The sequence below is a fragment of the Pontibacter sp. GD7 genome (genome assembly GCF_058216375.1).
Genome location: NZ_JBYZMP010000001.1, coordinates 446,516 through 462,412 on the forward strand (window position 1 = coordinate 446,516; position 15,897 = coordinate 462,412).

The following is a 15,897-nucleotide window of genomic DNA, read 5'->3' on the forward strand; positions in this document are numbered from 1 at the left end:
AGGTGGAGTATTAATGAGTTAAAGTATGGATCAACCCCTTCACTACATCCACTCGTAATTCTTAATTGAGAATTCGTAGTTCATAATTCTCAAAAACCTACTTTTGCAAAGATACCTAATTCTAAAATAAAGCAAGTATAACCGTGGCCACCGTACAGGAAACTCGTCAGCTCATCAGGGAAAACATTCAGGAGGCTTATCCGGAGCCTGAGGCCGGAGCTATAGCACAACGGCTGCTGGAGCATGTGCTTCAGAAGTCTAAGTTGGAGCTGAGCCTGAAAAAGGACAAGCCCTTAACCCCTGCCCAGGAAGAGCAGGTAAAACAGGCAATAAAGAGGCTGCAGGACAGCGAACCAATTCAGTATGTGCTGGAAGAAGTATACTTTTATGGACTGGAGCTGTTTATAGACAAACGTGCCCTGATACCCCGCCCTGAAACAGAGGAACTTGTTGACTTGGTGGTGAAGGAGCACGAAGGGCAGCGTGGCTTGCATGTGCTGGATGTGTGCACCGGCAGCGGCTGTATACCATTGGCGCTGGCGTCAACCCTGAACGTGGAGCAGGTGTATGGGCTGGAGGTATCGGATGGCGCCCTGGAAGTGGCCCAGATAAACGGTACAAAGTATAACCTGCCAGTAAAGTGGTTGCACCAGGATGTGTTTGAGCCCGTGCAAAGTATAGCTCCGGGTTCCCTGGATATCATCACGAGTAACCCGCCCTATGTGCTGGAAATGGAAAAGGAGCAGATGCGCGCCAATGTGCTGAAGTATGAGCCCCACCTGGCACTCTTTGTCCTGAACAGCGACCCGCTTAAATACTACAAACGGATAACTGAACTGGCGATGGAGCTGCTGAAAGAAGGCGGCAACTTATACTTTGAGATAAACGAACGCTATGGCCAGGAAGTAAAGCAACTGCTGCTGGAGCATGGTTATAAAAGTGCCGAAGTAATAAAAGACCTGTTCGGCAAGGACCGCATTGTAAAAGGCACAAAGTAAGCAAGCCTGATTTACTTACCAGAAAATCATACTTATACTATAAACTTGTATCTTTGCCAGTGTAAAGTGCGAAGGCGTATGTGCTTTATGGCCTATACTTTACAAAACACTAAGCACACAGATGGACCATTTTGCACATGAGTCGGCGGTATTAGACGAGGGGGCCCTTATTGGCAAGGGCACTAAAATCTGGCACTTTTCGCATCTGATGTCGGGGTGCCGGCTTGGCGAGGATTGCAACATTGGCCAGAACGTGGTGATTTCGCCGGAAGTGGTGCTGGGCAACAACGTAAAGGTGCAGAACAATGTGTCTGTTTACACCGGCGTTATTTGCGAGGACGATGTTTTTCTGGGTCCCTCGATGGTGTTTACCAATGTGATGAACCCGCGCAGTTTCGTGAACCGGAAAAATGAGTTCAGGAAAACGCTTGTGCGCAAAGGGGCAAGTATAGGAGCCAATGCCACAGTGGTATGCGGCGTGGAAATAGGGCAGTATGCCATGGTGGGAGCAGGGGCAGTAATTACGAAAGATGTACCGGCTTTTGCGCTGGCGTACGGAGTGCCTGCCGTGCAGCACGGTTGGGTGAGCCGCAACGGTCATAAACTGGATTTTGGTCCGGACGGTGAGGCTGTATGCCCTGAAACTGGGGAAAAATACCGGCTGTGCTCCGGACAATGTGAATTAATAGCTGAATAAATAACAGAACAAACTTTAAAATTTTGGCAAAAGACAAAATACTCGTAACCGGAGGTGCAGGTTATATTGGCTCACACACAGTGGTGGAGTTGGTTGAGGCGGGTTATGAACCGATTATTGTGGATAACTTCTCTAACTCAGAGGAGAGTGCGTTGGATGGCATCAAGGCTATACTTGGCCGAGAAATAGTTTGCCATAAGATAGACTGTAATGATGTCGCTGCATTGCGTGGTGTTTTTGAGCAGGAAGAGAATATCAAAGGTGTAATCCACTTCGCGGCCTATAAAGCAGTGGGCGAGTCGGTGGCAGAGCCGCTGAAGTACTACCACAATAACGTGGGGTCTTTGGTTACGCTGTTGCAGGTGATGGAGGAGCAGAAGGTATACAACCTGGTTTTCTCTTCGTCGTGCACCGTTTACGGCATTCCGGATACGTTGCCGGTTACAGAGCAAACGCCTGTGCAAAAGGCCAACTCACCATACGGCAACACCAAAAAAGTATGTGAAGAGATTTTAACCGACCTGGCTGCAAGCGGCAGTGAGGTTAAAAGTATAGCCCTGCGCTACTTCAACCCGATTGGGGCACACCCATCAGCTAAAATTGGCGAATTGCCATTGGGTGTACCAAACAACCTGGTGCCATTTATCACGCAAACAGCGGCAGGTATACGGCAGCAGCTCACCATTTTTGGTAACGACTACGACACACAGGACGGAACCTGCATCCGTGATTATATCCATGTAGTGGATTTAGCAAAAGCGCATGTTACCGCTGTGGCAAGACTGCTGCAGAACAAAGCTGAAAGTATAGAATTCTACAATGTGGGCACTGGCACTGGCAACACGGTTCTGGAGGCTGTAAAGGCATTTGAAAAAGCCACCGGCGAAGAGCTGAATTATAAGATCGGGCCGCGCCGTGCAGGTGATGTGCCTAAAATTTATGCCGATGTAACCCTGGCAACAGAAGTATTGGGCTTTAAAACAACCAGCACCCTGGAGCAGGCCATGAAAAGCGCCTGGGACTGGCAATTATCTCTACAAAAAGAATCAGCAAAAGTATAAGCATGAAAATATTGATTACCGGCGGCGCTGGCTTTATCGGCTCGCATGTGGTGCGTTTGTTCGTAAACAAGTACCCGAACTACCAGATCTACAACCTCGACAAGCTGACCTACGCAGGAAACCTTGCCAACCTCGCCGACATCGAGGACAAGCAGAACTATACTTTCCTGAAAGGCGACATCGTGGACGCTGACTTTTTGGAGGAGATCTTCACGGCCAACAAGTTCGACGCGGTGATTCACCTGGCGGCCGAATCGCACGTGGACCGCTCCATCGCGGACCCGCTGGCCTTTGTGCAGACAAACGTGATCGGGACGGTGAACCTGCTGAACACGGCCAGAAAGCACTGGGCAGATAACATGCAAAACCACCTGTTCTATCACATCTCCACCGACGAGGTGTACGGCTCGCTTGGTGAGGACGGATTGTTTACAGAGGAAACGCCTTACGACCCGCGCTCTCCGTACTCTGCCTCCAAGGCAAGCTCAGACCATTTTGTACGTGCCTGGTACCATACATATGGCTTGCCAATCAAAATATCGAACTGCTCCAATAACTACGGGCCGAACCACTTCCCGGAGAAACTGATCCCGCTGGCCATCAACAACATCAGAAACGAGAAGCCGGTGCCGGTATACGGCAAAGGCGAGAACGTGCGCGACTGGCTCTACGTGCTGGACCACGCCCGCGCCATCGATGTCATCTTCCATGAAGGTAAGGTGGGTGACACCTACAACATCGGCGGCGTGAACGAGTGGAAGAATCTGGACCTGATCGAGCTACTCTGCGACCAGATGGACGAGAAGCTGGGCCGCGAGAAAGGCCACTCCAGGAAGCTGATCACGTTTGTGAAGGACCGCGCCGGCCACGACCTGCGCTACGCCATCGACTCAAGCAAGCTGATGGATGAGCTGGGCTGGAAGCCGTCGGTTACCTTTGAGGAGGGCCTGAGCAAGACCGTGGACTGGTACTTGGAAAACACCGGATGGCTGGAGAACGTAACCTCCGGCAATTACCAAAGCTATTACGAGCAGCAGTATATACATCGTTAATCGTTGTTCGTTTATCGTTATTTGGTTTTTGCGGATTGCCGGGAAGTACCAGCAGCCAGCAAGAAACGAGTAATGGCAAAACAGAATTATCAACGAGCAACGAACAACGAATAACGAGCAACGAACATGAAAGGAATCATACTTGCCGGGGGATCCGGCACAAGGCTTCACCCGCTTACGCTGGCCGTGAGCAAGCAGCTGATGCCGGTTTACGACAAGCCGATGATCTATTACCCGCTGGCAACATTAATGTTGTCGGGCATCCGGGAGATCCTGATTATCTCTACGCCGCACGACCTGCCGATGTTTGAGCGCCTGCTGGGCGACGGCAGCCAGATCGGGTGCAAGTTCAGCTACAAGGTGCAGGAGGTGCCCAACGGCCTGGCACAGGCCTTCGTGATAGGCGAGGAGTTTATCGGCGATGACAAGGTAGCGCTTATACTCGGCGACAACATCTTCTACGGCTCGGGCATGAGCAAGCTGCTGCAGGCCAACAACGACCCGGACGGCGGCGTGGTGTACGCCTACCACGTGCACGACCCGGAGCGATACGGCGTAGTGGAGTTCGACGGGGACAACAACGTGATCTCGATAGAGGAGAAGCCAAAAGAGCCCAAGTCCAACTTCGCGGTGCCGGGCCTCTACTACTACGACAACGACGTGGTGGAGATTGCCAAGAACCTGGAGCCGAGCGCGCGCGGCGAGTACGAGATAACCGACGTGAACAAAGAGTACCTGCGCAGAGGTAAACTAAAGGTGGGTATACTTGACCGCGGCACGGCCTGGCTCGACACGGGCACGATTCAGTCGCTGATGCAGGCGGCCACGTTCGTGCAGGTGATCGAGGAGCGGCAGGGCCTGAAGATCGGCTGTATCGAGGAGGTGGCTTGGCGCATGGGCTTTATTAACGAGGAGCAGCTGCGCAGCATCGCGGAGCCACTTCGCAAGAGCGGCTACGGCGACTACTTGCTAGGAATCCTGAAGGAAAGGCAGCTAAGCAAAGTATAAAAATTTTAGTTGCGATTAACCCACCCCCAAAGAGCTGCGCTCGCTAGCTCAAAACGCTCGTTTTGGCTAGTCCAGAGGAGGGGAATTTTACTCGTGCATGTAATTCCCCTCTTGAGAGGGGTGCAGGGGTGTGTTTACACCTGCCTGGTTTATCGTATACCGCAACTTGAGTTAAGTCATAAAAAAAACCGGCCAGTGTAACTGGGCCGGTTTTTTTTATGACTTATAGAAGCAGTTAAGACTATTGGCTAATAAATCACGATACCCAACACCAAACCTGTAAGAATAAGTATAGGCGGCGGTATTTTGGTGAACATCAATAGTATAAAAGTAACCACCACAATACTGAAGTTAAGGATTGTATTCTCTACAGGATGGTAAAGAAGTATAGCTGCGGCGACTACCATGCCGGAACTCACGGCACTTACACCCTCCAGAGAGGCGCGTACTACTCTATACTTTTTAAGCTCATCCCAGAAACGGATAACAAAGAAGATGAGAAAAGTGCCCGGCAGGAAGATACCCACTGTTGCCACAAAAGAGCCCAACAGCTGCCCCGGTATCCCAAACCTGCGCATGGCCAGGTTACCCACAAAAGAGGCAAAGGAGAAAGTTGGGCCTGGTAATGCCTGCACAATAGCATAGCCCGAAAGAAACTCCTCACCGGTAAGGTAGTGCTTAAAGTCCACGAACTCGGCGTAAAGCAGCGGGATAAGTACTTGTCCGCCGCCAAACACAAGGCTTCCATTACGGTAAAAGTTCTCAAACAAACGCACCGGCAACGATGAAGTAAAGGCACCCAGGGCCGCAGCGGTAACCAGCACTCCTACATAAAGTATAAAGTTGGCCCACTCTATACGTAGTTTCTTGTCCTTTTCTTCGGGGTGTTGGCGAAAACGCAGGGCCGTTACAGCACCACCTGCAATAAGCAACAGCGGCAATACCCACGGAGAGCTGAAGAAATAGGCAAGTATAGCCGAGATCATCATCAGCACAATCCCGGTTTTGGTATTCACAACCTTGGAGCTGATCATGTAGGCGGCGTAGGCCACAAAGCCCACCGCCATGGGTTGAATGAAGTTCAGGAACTTGAGAGAGATGCCCTGGTCCTGTAAGTATGAAATGGCAATGGCGGCTATACCCATAATGGTAGCTGCCGGTGTTATCCAGATCAGCAGGGTAAGGTAAGCCAGGTTGGGTCCGCCTATTTTAAAGCCGATGGCTGTGATGGTTTGGGTGGAGGTTGGGCCAGGAAGTATGGAGCAAAGGGCGTTCAGTTCAATCAGTTCCTGCTCGGTAAGGTAGCGGCGCCTGTCTACCAGCAGCTTAAACATCATAGCAATATGCGCTTGTGGGCCCCCGAAAGCGGTAAGGGCCAGGATCAAAACATCTTTCAGAAAGATATAGTAGCGCAAACTCATCCTATAAAAATAAAAAAAGAGAGACAGCTTTCGCCATCTCTCTTTAATTTATTGCTTATAAATTTATGCTTTTTTTAGGCCAAGCTCTACCAGGCGCTCATTCAGGTACTCACCTGCTGTTGCATCCGGGTAAGCTTTCGGGTGTTTCTCGTCTATGCAGCTCTCCAGGCAAGTCAGGTCCATCTCAGAACGTGGGTGCATAAAGAACGGGATAGAGAAGCGTGAAGTGTGCATCAGCTCGCGCGGCGGGTTAACCACACGGTGGATAGTAGACTTCAGTTTATTGTTTGTTAAGCGCGCCATCATGTCACCAACGTTAACAATTACCTGCTCTGGCAGGGCAGTGATCGGAATCCACTGGCCGTCGCGGCGAAGCACCTGCAATCCGTCTGCACTGGCACCCATCAATAAAGTGATCAGGTTAATGTCGCCATGCTCGGCAGCTCTTACGGCATCTGCTGGCACGCTATCCGGATCCTCGATCGGGAAGTAGTGGATTGGGCGCAGGATGCTGTTACCAAACTTAACTTTATCGTCGAAGTAGTTTTCTTCCAGGCCAAGGTGGATGGCGATAGCGCGCAATACCTCTTTACCGGCAGCCTCCAGTTTTCTGTAAGCCTCAAGGGTTACTTCTTTAAACTCCGGCACTTCCTCCGGGAAAATATTTTCAGGGTACTCTTCTTTAATAGGATCGCTGTCCGGAATATCGCTAAGCTCCTGGCCCACATGGTAAAACTCTTTCAAGTCGCCGGTGTTAAAGCCTTTTGCTTTCTCTTTTCCTTTGCCTACGTAGCCGCGCTGGCCGGCAAGCTCAGGGTTCTCATATTTTTCTTTTACCTCATCCGGCAAGGAGAAAAACTTCTTAGTAGCGGCATATAATCTTTCAGTCAGGTCGTCGCTAAGGCCGTGGTTGCGCAATGCAATAAAACCGATGTTCTGGTATGCATCACCCAGTCTCTTTACGAATTGAGCCCTTTTTTCCGCATCTCCTGATGTGAAATCTGCTAAGTCCAGAGAAGGAATCTCATCAAACAAAATCTCGCTCATATAGTTATTTCTGTATACTTTTTGGAACTCTCCACGTAATTCTATTTGAATTGCGCAAAACATGCAAATATACAAAGAAAAATAAAATCATTAAATTAGCTGCATTGCTAACAAACCTTAAATTCATGAAAAAAACGTATTTGCTACTATGCTCAGCCTTAGTGCTGGGTTTTACTGCCTGTGATACCGCCCGCCAGACACAGGAGAACGAATCGCAAAGTGCAGTTTCCGGAGTCAGGGGTGGTGGCCCTACACCTACAGGAGCTGTTATGAGTAAGAACGGCTTGCGTGTTTTTGCTTTCGATGATTCGCAGAAATACCCTGAGTCGCAATTACGATTAAATGTGCCGCCGGCAGGTGGCGTGGTGGAGCCAGGTCCGGTTCAGTTTGATTACGACCTGTCTAACTTCCAGCTTACCCGCATGACGCCGCACTCTAACGCAGAGCACCTGGCAAACTCGCAGGAGGGGCAGCACATACACAACATTGTGGATAACGAGCCTTACACGGCGCATTACGAAACAGAATTTACGAAAGATCTTGCAGAAGGCGATCACGTTATACTTTCGTTCCTGTCCAGGTCTTACCACGAGAGTCTGAAGCACAAAGGCGCCTACGACCTGCGCATGGTAACGGCCGGCAAGCCTGCAGAGCGTATGGAGTTTGACATGAACGCGCCGCACATGTTCTACAGCCGCCCTAAAGGCGAGTATGTGGGCAAGGATACCGAGCAGGTAATGCTGGACTTCTACCTGGTAAATACAGACCTGTCGCAGACCGGAAACAAAGTGCGCGCTACTATAAACGGCACCGAGTTTATACTTGACAAATGGATGCCGCATATTATGGAAGGCTTGCCGATGGGTGAGAACACGATCAAGCTGGAACTGATAGACAACAACGGCAGCCTGATACCAGGCCCATATAACAGCGTAACGCGTACTTTTACTTTAAGAGCACAATAGCCTTAAGGCAAAGTATAAAAGTATAAAAAGCCGCCTGCTCCGGAATGTTCCAGAGCAGGCGGCTTTTGCTTTATATCAAAGTATCATAAGTGTACTTGAGCCAGGTTTATAACTCAAGTTGCGATATATGATAAACCAGGCAGTTGTAAACACACCCCTGCGCCCCTCTCAAGAGGGGAATTATATGCACGAGCTGAATTCTCCTTCTCTGGACTAGCCAAAACGAGCGTTTTGAGCTAGCGAGCGTAGTTCTTAGGGGTGGGTGAATTGCAACTTTAGTTATATATTCAAAGGCTTTTACGGACTTCTTAGTCCGGAAGCTTTCTGCCGGGGATTTCCTAATCCCCGTTTTGGTGTACAACGCGGACAATGAAGTCCTCAGCAGAATAAGATCCGGGCAAGGATGCCCAGATCAGCTTTGTTTGGTTATTAAATTGACAGTATCAGGCTATACTTTCTCGCGGTGCTTTGCTGTGTTGGGCACAAACAGTTCTTTTTTCAGGTTAAGCCACTCCAGGGCGGTTCCGTTTAACAGTCTTTCCTTTGTGGGCAGGTCATATGGCATGGACTCGATCAGTTTGCCCGGCTCCAACTCACCCAGCGGGAAAGGGTAATCGGTGCCGAGGGCAATGCAGTTGGCGCCTACTAAATTTACAAGGTATTCCAGTGCCAGCGGGTCGTGCACCAGCGAGTCGAAATAGAACTTGCCCAGGTACTCGCGTGGGTTTACGTTGTTGTCGATGGCGCAAAGGTCGGGGCGTACCTCAAAGCCGTGTGCAATGCGGCCAACAGTGGCCGGAAAAGAACCTCCGCCATGCGCAAAAGCCACCCGCAGTTTAGGCAGGCGTTCCAGCACACCACCAAAGATCATAGAGCAGATGGCCACCGTAGTTTCGGCGGGCATGCCTACCAGCCAGGGCATCCAGTATTTGCCAGTGCGGTCTTTACCTAGCATGTCCCAGGGGTGTACAAAAATGGCTGCGCCCAGCTCTTCGGCTGCCTCAAATATCGGGAACAGTTCCGGAGCATCCAGGTTCATTCCGTTAATGTTGGTGCCAATCTGCACGCCGGGCATTCCCAACTCCTTTACACAGCGCTCCAGCTCTTTTATTGAAAGCGCAGTGTCCTGCATCGGTAGGGTGCCAAGGCCAATAAAGCGGTCAGGGTAATCGGCTACAATGCCGGCAATGTGGTCGTTCAAAAACTTGGACAGGTCATACGTGTGCTCCGGTTTGGCCCAGTAGTTAAACATGACCGGCACCGTGCTCAGCACCTGTACGCCCACTCTGTGCTGGCTGCATTCGTGCATGCGTACTTTGGGGTCCCAGCAGTTGTCCTGTATCTCCCTGAAAAACTTGTCATCCATCATCATGCGGGCACAGCAGGGCTTGTGGTGCTCCAACCTGATAAAGCCACCATAGCCATAGCGTTCGCGCAGGTTTGGCCAGGTAGCAGGCAGAATATGGGTATGTATATCGATCTTAAGCAGATCGTGCTCGGTAAGTATAGGCGAAGTATGTTTTGTTTCCTGCATTTGGTAAAAGAGGCAAAATATGATGCTAACTAGGCTGCCGGAAAATTAGGCAATCCAACAAGATAATCATTTTATACTTTTTACGCACGTTCAGGGGAAAGAATCATATGTACAAAAGTATAAAAGGAGCGTGTTTAGAGCATTATTGAGGTTATACGCAACCCTGTAAACAAAAAGTCAGAGCATATGCCTACCGCTAAACGTGTGGGCACATGCTCTGACTTTATGAATTGGTTTAAAACTTATGCTGGCTTTACCGGAGGCTGCATAACAGTTCCGCAAACATTGCAGGTGCGACGTTCTTCGCTTTCCCAGAAATTGTTCATGATCTTTGGGAGCTGTTCTACAATGTCAGTAACATCGGCATACTCTTCATATAACTTATTGCCGCAGTTTTCGCAAAACCACAGAAACCCGTCTTTTTCGCCGGGCTTGCGGTAGCGCTCTATTACCAGGCCCACCGTGTTGGCAGGGCGTTGCGGAGAGTGCGGTACACGTGGCGGCAACAGAAAAATCTCACCTTCTTTTATCGGGATATCCACAGGCTTGCCGTCTTCGATGATCTTGAGCACAATATCGCCTTCCAACTGGTAGAAAAACTCCTCGCCTTCGTCGTAGTGGTAATCCTTTCGGGCATTGGGGCCACCCACCACCATCACAATAAAGTCGTCGTTGCCTTTAAACACCTGCTGGTTGCCAACCGGGGGCTTAAGCAGGTGGCGGTGTTCGTCTATCCATTGCTTAAAGTTGAAAGGTTTTGCTATAGCCATAGTTTTGCTTTGTTAGGTTGATAGATTGAAGGTACGCAAAAGCAAACAAAAATGGTAACAGAAGTATAAGTGCCCGGCTGAAGAAGTATGAAAGTTTAAAGCCTTTTCAGTAAATTTAGCCTATGAACTTAGATCTCACTAATAAAAACGCGATAGTTTGCGGCAGCACGCAGGGTATTGGTAAAGCCATTGCCTTGGAGCTGGCAAGCCTGGGAGCAAATGTTACGCTGGCCGCACGCAACGAAGAAAAGCTAAAAGAAGCTGTAAAGGAGTTGGATACAAGCAAAGGGCAGAAACACGACTACTTTGTAGCAGACTTTGCCAGTCCGGGGGATGTGGCCCTGAAAATGCAGGTATACCTGAGCCAGCAGCCAACAGTGCACATACTTATAAACAACACGGGTGGCCCTGCCGGCGGCCCTATTGCCGATGCCAAATTAGAGGAGTTTACGAATGCCTTTAACATGCACCTGATCAATAACCATACATTGGCGCAGGCCGTGATCCCGGGTATGAAAGAGGCAAAGTATGGCCGCATCATCAACATCATCAGCACATCGGTAAAACAGCCGCTGCATGGCCTTGGGGTTTCTAACACCATTCGTGGGGCTGTAGCCAGCTGGGCTAAAACCATGGCAAATGAGTTAGGGCAATTCGGCATTACCGTAAACAACGTGTTGCCAGGCGCTACCCGAACTGGCCGCTTAGAAACTATTATCGAGAACAAGGCCAAAAAGCAAGGTGTAAGTATAGAATCCACAGAGCAGGAGATGGTATCAGAGATACCTGCCCGCCGCTTTGCCGACCCAGAGGAAGTTGCCGCAGCCGCCGCCTTTCTGGCCACACCAGCAGCAGCTTACATCAATGGCATTAACGTGCCTGTGGATGGTGGTAGAACGGGATGCTTGTAGACCACAGATTAAGGCGTTTAAATAGATTTAAATGGGAATCCAACCACCCCTAACCCCTCCTTGTCTAAGGCGGGGAATCTTCACATAACTTATTCCCCTCTTGAGAGGGGTAGGGGTGTGTTTCCATTTACTATTCAGATCTCTCCTATCGTCGAGATGACAGATGAGAAAGTAAGTATAATTCCCCGCCTTAGATAAGGAGGGGTTAGGGGTGGTTAGACCCGGCATTTTAATTCATAATTTCTAATTCATAATTACTCAGCAGTGAAGCTTCAGAACTATATAAACGGCCAGTTGGTAGAGCCGGTGGCAGGACAGTACATTAACAACTATAACCCGGCCACAGGCGAACTTTACTCATATATACCGGACTCGGATGAGCAGGACGTTGAGGAAGCGGTAAAGGCAGCGCGGGCAGCTTTTCCGGCCTGGGCTAAAACGCCAGCCGAAAAGCGCGGGCAGATCATGATGCGCATTGCTGACCTGATAGACCAGAACCTGGACCGCTTGGCCGAAGCCGAATCGATTGACAATGGCAAGCCTTTGAAGCTTGCTAAGACTGTGGATATACCACGAGCCAGCAGCAACATGCGCTTTTACGGCACCGCCATCCAGCACTTTGCCACGGAGGCACATTATATGGAGGGTACCGATGCTATAAACTATACTATTCGCCATCCGCATGGCGTTGCAGGCTGCATCTCGCCCTGGAACCTGCCTTTATACTTGTTTACCTGGAAGATTGCCCCTGCCCTGGCTGCCGGTAACTGTGTGGTAGCCAAGCCATCAGAGGTTACCCCCATGACAGCTTACTTGCTTTCTGAGCTTTGCATGGAGGCGGGCTTGCCGGCAGGTGTACTGAACATTGTGCATGGCTACGGGCATAAAGTGGGCGCAGCTATTGTGGCGCACCCGAAGGTGCCGGTTATCTCGTTTACCGGGGGCACCACCACCGGAAAAAGTATAGCCGCCACGGCTGCGCCCATGTTCAAGAAACTTTCGCTGGAGCTTGGCGGCAAGAACCCGAACATCATTTTTGCTGACTGCGACTTTAACAATGCGCTTTTCACCTCTGTGCACTCATCGTTTGCAAACCAGGGGCAGATCTGCCTGTGTGGCTCACGCATATTTATAGAACGCCCACTTTACGATAAGTTTAAAGAAGCTTTTATCGAGAAGGTGAAAGCCCTGACTGTAGGCGACCCATTGGAAGACGAAACCAAGGTGGGTGCGGTGGTGTCGGAGCAGCACATGCAAAAAGTGCTATCTTATATTGAGCTTGCCAAAGAGGAGGGAGGAACCATACTTGCCGGAGGGTACCGCATGCAACTGGAAGGACGCTGCGCAGACGGATGGTTTATTGCCCCTACGGTTATCGAAGGCTTGTCGCCGGAGTGTCGCACCAATACCGAGGAGATCTTTGGGCCGGTTGTTACGCTCATCCCGTTTGATGCCGAGGAAGAGGTGATTGAGTATGCCAACTGCACTGCCTATGGCCTATCTGCCACCATTTGGACGCAAAACCTAACCCGTGCACACCGTGTGGCACACCAAATTCACTCGGGCATCGTCTGGATAAACACCTGGCTCCTGCGCGACCTGCGCACACCGTTTGGGGGTATGAAAAGCTCTGGCGTGGGCCGTGAAGGCGGCTTTGAGGCATTGCGTTTCTTTACGGAGCCACAAAATATCTGTGTAAAGCTGTAAGGCAAGTCAAGTTTGATGGAGCGTTTATAGGATTGAACTTTACAGGCTTTAAGGGCTTTTTCGTAACATTTAGGCTGCAAAATGATTATACTTTTACAGGAGGGCCTTTAATCACCTCCGTGTAATGAGTAACTCCATACCCGAACATAAAGCCACAGTGCCCTTTATACTTTCTGTGCTTGACGAAAGTGAGGAGGAAATACGCGCTTTAGGCATAGAGCCGGAACAGCTGGCCGAGATCTACAACGATTACCTGGAAAGGCAAACAGAGCTGGAAGATGTTGGCGCGTTTATCTCACGTACTTTGATGAATGCTGAGGGCGTGCATAGTGTAAAGTTCCGGGTAAAAGACCCCGAGCATTTGCTGAAGAAAATCGTCCGGAAAAGGCGCGAATACCCCCGCAGAGAAACCACTGTGCACAATTACATGGAGCTGCTAAACGATCTGGTTGGTGTACGGGTACTGCATCTGTATAAAGAAGACTGGGAAAGTATAGCCACATATATTCAAAGCAAGTGGGAGCTGAAGCGAGTGCCGTATGCCTATGTAAAGAACAAGGAAAGCAGTATTTATCTGCCAGGTTATGAGCGGTACGGATGCAAGATATTAGGGCATCCTTCCGGCTATCAGGGGGTGCATTTTGTAATAGAAACCAAGCCAGACAAGCGGCAGTACTTTGTGGAAATACAGTTGCGAACCTTGTTTGAGGAAGGCTGGAGCGAGATAGACCACACCATTCGTTACCCGGACCACGACAACAGCGAACTGCTGGACTGCATGCTGCAACTGCTGAATACACTAACCGACAAATCTGATGAACTGGTAACGCATATGCGGAAGTTTACGCAGCTGATAGCACATTGCAAGCAAGAGTCGGTATTGGAAGATGCTGCCGCAGAACTTTGTGCCTATGTAGATGACCTGCCTTTACAGAAAGAAGAAAAACAACAACTTTATACTTGTATTGCCCGCATAACGGCAAAAAAATAACCTGAATCATACTCTTGCAAAGCAGTTAGCAAACACTCTTAATCCAGCCTTACTTTTTATCCGGCACCAGGTTATGCGCCACTAATTTCCATTCTCCGTCCACTATCTTCCATACTTTCAAGTAATGGCCTGCCACTTCGCTTTTACTGGTTGGTTGTATGTAACTGCCATAAGTGTAGGCCATGTCGGCGGCCGGCGAAAGTTCATGCCCGAGGTTGGTGTAAACCACATTGGAGGCTGGCTCTATTACCACATCTTTATACTTGTAAGGGTATTCCCCGTGGCGGTAGATCAGGGTTTCTGCGAAGTATGGCTGCACTGCCTGTACATCCTTGGATAGCAGTTCATCTTTAGTGCCTTTTACTTTTTTAGCTTTTTTACTGGCAGGCGTTGGCTGGTAGGCTTCTTCTTTTAAAAGCTCAGGAGAGAAAGAGTTGCCCATGTCGATGGCTACCTTCCACTGCCCATCCGGCTGCTTGCGCCAAACCGATAGGTAGAAACCTGCTCCCACTACTTTGTCGTCTTCGGCACTTGGTTTTAGTTGATAAGGTCCGGTAGTATAACCCCAATCCAGGGAGCTGGAGATATCGGCATAGGCTGGGTACCAGGATAGATAGGCTTTGCTTGGTGGTGCGGCGGCATGCAGCTTTCGGCCATTAGTGGGATTGGGTGCAAATACTAACCCGTCTTCAGCTAAGTGATCAACAAACGCCTGGTGAAACCCTTTTGCCTCGGAGGTGGCAGAAAATGCGCGTTCGGCGTTAGCCAGGCTTTCCAAAGCCTTGTCGCGGGGAGTGTTGCTGGCTTGAAATGTGCCCATCATAAATGCGGATAGAAGTAATATGGTAATCTTCATAGTTTTAGGCTTTTGCCGTGTTGTACAGTAACCCAAATATAAGCTTAATTCTCGTTCGCTGTCACATTAACTGCTTAACTTTTAGATGTTTATTGTTTTAGTTGCAGTGAAGCAAGCGTAATAACTAGCCTGTTTAGAGTTTATTAAAATTTACTCTGCCAGCCCTTGCTGCGTGTTTTCACCAGCAAGTATAGTAGCCAACGTCTTTTAAAACTTGAGACCTTAAGACAATAACTCACAAGAGGCTTTATTAAAAAAAGAATTGCTAACGGGAGAAGCAAAATTCGATGCTTTCCCGTTAGCAATTAAGGAATGGATTAATATAGATACTTTTTTATTTTTTAAACTTGATGCTTTTAATAATTTCATCTAAAGCTTTTTCAGCTGCTTCTCTATTGCCTTTGTTATATTCTAACGTCCCTACTAATATGCTGTCACCGCTTCTGTTGTAACTCCTGAACAAGAAGTAGCCCTTATCTCTTCCAGCATCTTCAAAGTTAGCGACTACCACAGATTGGTTATGATAATGTTTAATCGAAGAGCTGTATACTTGAGGTTGAGACAAGCTGAGGAGGTAATCTATTCCTGCCTTCTCTTGTTCCAAGTAATTAGGCTTTGGGGCAATTGAACCGGCATTTAACTGTATTAGAATGTCCTTTCCTTTATAGGTCTCACCATTAAAATGCTCATGGGAGATAGGAGAGGATTTGCCCTTATCTGGTTTGAGGGCAGTAAGTTTCTCTTTTGTTAATTTTTCAACGTTTATTGGTAAGGTTACAGTAACAGTATTGTGAATGGTTGCCTGCTGCTGGCTAAAAACATTAACATAAACCAACAAACCAATTATTGTAAGTGCTATTATTTTTTTCATCTTAATAT

15 protein-coding genes are annotated in these 15,897 nt (G+C 49.1%); 9 read left to right on the forward strand and 6 right to left on the reverse strand.

The window, feature by feature from the left end:
- Window positions 1-143: 143 nt before the first annotated feature.
- The 5 genes from prmC to rfbA all read left to right on the forward strand — a co-directional run bounded on the left by prmC (window position 144) and on the right by rfbA (window position 4,816).
- Window positions 144-998: a peptide chain release factor N(5)-glutamine methyltransferase gene (gene prmC, locus AC4BAP_RS01840; RefSeq protein ID WP_490580906.1), complete on the forward strand. Its 855-nt coding sequence runs from the start codon at window positions 144-146 to the stop codon at window positions 996-998.
- Between the two features lie 121 nt (window positions 999-1,119).
- Window positions 1,120-1,695, forward strand: a complete 576-nt coding sequence (locus AC4BAP_RS01845; protein ID WP_490580907.1) for an acyltransferase — start codon at window positions 1,120-1,122, stop codon at window positions 1,693-1,695.
- A gap of 23 nt (window positions 1,696-1,718) precedes the next feature.
- The gene (gene galE, locus AC4BAP_RS01850) at window positions 1,719-2,756 is read left to right on the forward strand and encodes a UDP-glucose 4-epimerase GalE (protein WP_490580908.1); all 1,038 of its coding nucleotides are present in this window, start codon (window positions 1,719-1,721) and stop codon (window positions 2,754-2,756) included.
- 2 nt (window positions 2,757-2,758) lie between these two features.
- Entirely contained in the window at window positions 2,759-3,808 is a 1,050-nt protein-coding gene (gene rfbB, locus AC4BAP_RS01855) for a dTDP-glucose 4,6-dehydratase (RefSeq protein WP_490580909.1), read from the forward strand.
- A 126-nt stretch (window positions 3,809-3,934) separates the two neighbouring features.
- The gene (gene rfbA, locus AC4BAP_RS01860) at window positions 3,935-4,816 is read left to right on the forward strand and encodes a glucose-1-phosphate thymidylyltransferase RfbA (RefSeq protein WP_490580910.1); all 882 of its coding nucleotides are present in this window, start codon (window positions 3,935-3,937) and stop codon (window positions 4,814-4,816) included.
- A 248-nt stretch (window positions 4,817-5,064) separates the two neighbouring features.
- Here the strand turns inward: rfbA and chrA are convergent, their stop codons facing one another.
- A complete protein-coding gene (gene chrA / locus AC4BAP_RS01865; protein ID WP_490580911.1) occupies window positions 5,065-6,237 on the reverse strand; it encodes a chromate efflux transporter in 1,173 nt (390 codons plus the stop codon).
- Between the two features lie 63 nt (window positions 6,238-6,300).
- Complete coding sequence (locus AC4BAP_RS01870) at window positions 6,301-7,284, reverse strand: isopenicillin N synthase family dioxygenase (RefSeq protein WP_490580912.1); 984 nt, start codon at window positions 7,282-7,284, stop codon at window positions 6,301-6,303.
- A gap of 125 nt (window positions 7,285-7,409) precedes the next feature.
- On the opposite strand from AC4BAP_RS01870, the gene AC4BAP_RS01875 reads away from it, so the two are divergent.
- The gene (locus AC4BAP_RS01875; protein WP_490580913.1) at window positions 7,410-8,249 is read left to right on the forward strand and encodes a hypothetical protein; all 840 of its coding nucleotides are present in this window, start codon (window positions 7,410-7,412) and stop codon (window positions 8,247-8,249) included.
- A 448-nt stretch (window positions 8,250-8,697) separates the two neighbouring features.
- Here the strand turns inward: AC4BAP_RS01875 and AC4BAP_RS01880 are convergent, their stop codons facing one another.
- Together AC4BAP_RS01880 and AC4BAP_RS01885 are read right to left on the reverse strand one after the other, a co-directional pair.
- Window positions 8,698-9,783: an amidohydrolase family protein gene (locus AC4BAP_RS01880; protein ID WP_490580914.1), complete on the reverse strand. Its 1,086-nt coding sequence runs from the start codon at window positions 9,781-9,783 to the stop codon at window positions 8,698-8,700.
- Between the two features lie 242 nt (window positions 9,784-10,025).
- Complete coding sequence (locus AC4BAP_RS01885) at window positions 10,026-10,553, reverse strand: 3-hydroxyanthranilate 3,4-dioxygenase (RefSeq protein WP_490580915.1); 528 nt, start codon at window positions 10,551-10,553, stop codon at window positions 10,026-10,028.
- Between the two features lie 122 nt (window positions 10,554-10,675).
- On the opposite strand from AC4BAP_RS01885, the gene AC4BAP_RS01890 reads away from it, so the two are divergent.
- From AC4BAP_RS01890 to AC4BAP_RS01900, 3 genes are all read left to right on the forward strand, one after another.
- Window positions 10,676-11,464 carry an SDR family oxidoreductase gene (locus AC4BAP_RS01890; RefSeq protein ID WP_490580916.1) on the forward strand — a complete coding sequence of 263 codons (789 nt, stop codon included), beginning with the start codon at window positions 10,676-10,678 and terminating at the stop codon, window positions 11,462-11,464.
- 264 nt (window positions 11,465-11,728) lie between these two features.
- Window positions 11,729-13,171, forward strand: a complete 1,443-nt coding sequence (locus tag AC4BAP_RS01895) for an aldehyde dehydrogenase (RefSeq protein WP_490580917.1) — start codon at window positions 11,729-11,731, stop codon at window positions 13,169-13,171.
- A gap of 124 nt (window positions 13,172-13,295) precedes the next feature.
- The gene (locus AC4BAP_RS01900; RefSeq protein WP_490580918.1) at window positions 13,296-14,162 is read left to right on the forward strand and encodes a RelA/SpoT domain-containing protein; all 867 of its coding nucleotides are present in this window, start codon (window positions 13,296-13,298) and stop codon (window positions 14,160-14,162) included.
- Between the two features lie 49 nt (window positions 14,163-14,211).
- Here the strand turns inward: AC4BAP_RS01900 and AC4BAP_RS01905 are convergent, their stop codons facing one another.
- Entirely contained in the window at window positions 14,212-15,018 is an 807-nt protein-coding gene (locus tag AC4BAP_RS01905; protein WP_490580919.1) for a YybH family protein, read from the reverse strand.
- A gap of 334 nt (window positions 15,019-15,352) precedes the next feature.
- The gene (locus tag AC4BAP_RS01910) at window positions 15,353-15,889 is read right to left on the reverse strand and encodes a hypothetical protein (RefSeq protein WP_490580920.1); all 537 of its coding nucleotides are present in this window, start codon (window positions 15,887-15,889) and stop codon (window positions 15,353-15,355) included.
- Window positions 15,890-15,897: the final 8 nt, after the last annotated feature.

What these genes read in the sequence shown, in the direction of transcription:
- rfbA (WP_490580910.1), top strand. Translation starts at nt 3,935, where the DNA reads ATGAAAGGAATCATACTTGCCGGGGGATCCGGCACAAGGCTTCACCCG.
- AC4BAP_RS01910 (WP_490580920.1), bottom strand. Translation starts at nt 15,889, where the DNA reads ATGAAAAAAATAATAGCACTTACAATAATTGGTTTGTTGGTTTATGTT.
- AC4BAP_RS01880 (WP_490580914.1), bottom strand. Translation starts at nt 9,783, where the DNA reads ATGCAGGAAACAAAACATACTTCGCCTATACTTACCGAGCACGATCTG.
- AC4BAP_RS01905 (WP_490580919.1), bottom strand. Translation starts at nt 15,018, where the DNA reads ATGAAGATTACCATATTACTTCTATCCGCATTTATGATGGGCACATTT.
- AC4BAP_RS01900 (WP_490580918.1), top strand. Translation starts at nt 13,296, where the DNA reads ATGAGTAACTCCATACCCGAACATAAAGCCACAGTGCCCTTTATACTT.
- AC4BAP_RS01875 (WP_490580913.1), top strand. Translation starts at nt 7,410, where the DNA reads ATGAAAAAAACGTATTTGCTACTATGCTCAGCCTTAGTGCTGGGTTTT.
- AC4BAP_RS01890 (WP_490580916.1), top strand. Translation starts at nt 10,676, where the DNA reads ATGAACTTAGATCTCACTAATAAAAACGCGATAGTTTGCGGCAGCACG.
- rfbB (WP_490580909.1), top strand. Translation starts at nt 2,759, where the DNA reads ATGAAAATATTGATTACCGGCGGCGCTGGCTTTATCGGCTCGCATGTG.
- AC4BAP_RS01870 (WP_490580912.1), bottom strand. Translation starts at nt 7,284, where the DNA reads ATGAGCGAGATTTTGTTTGATGAGATTCCTTCTCTGGACTTAGCAGAT.
- AC4BAP_RS01845 (WP_490580907.1), top strand. Translation starts at nt 1,120, where the DNA reads ATGGACCATTTTGCACATGAGTCGGCGGTATTAGACGAGGGGGCCCTT.
- AC4BAP_RS01885 (WP_490580915.1), bottom strand. Translation starts at nt 10,553, where the DNA reads ATGGCTATAGCAAAACCTTTCAACTTTAAGCAATGGATAGACGAACAC.
- chrA (WP_490580911.1), bottom strand. Translation starts at nt 6,237, where the DNA reads ATGAGTTTGCGCTACTATATCTTTCTGAAAGATGTTTTGATCCTGGCC.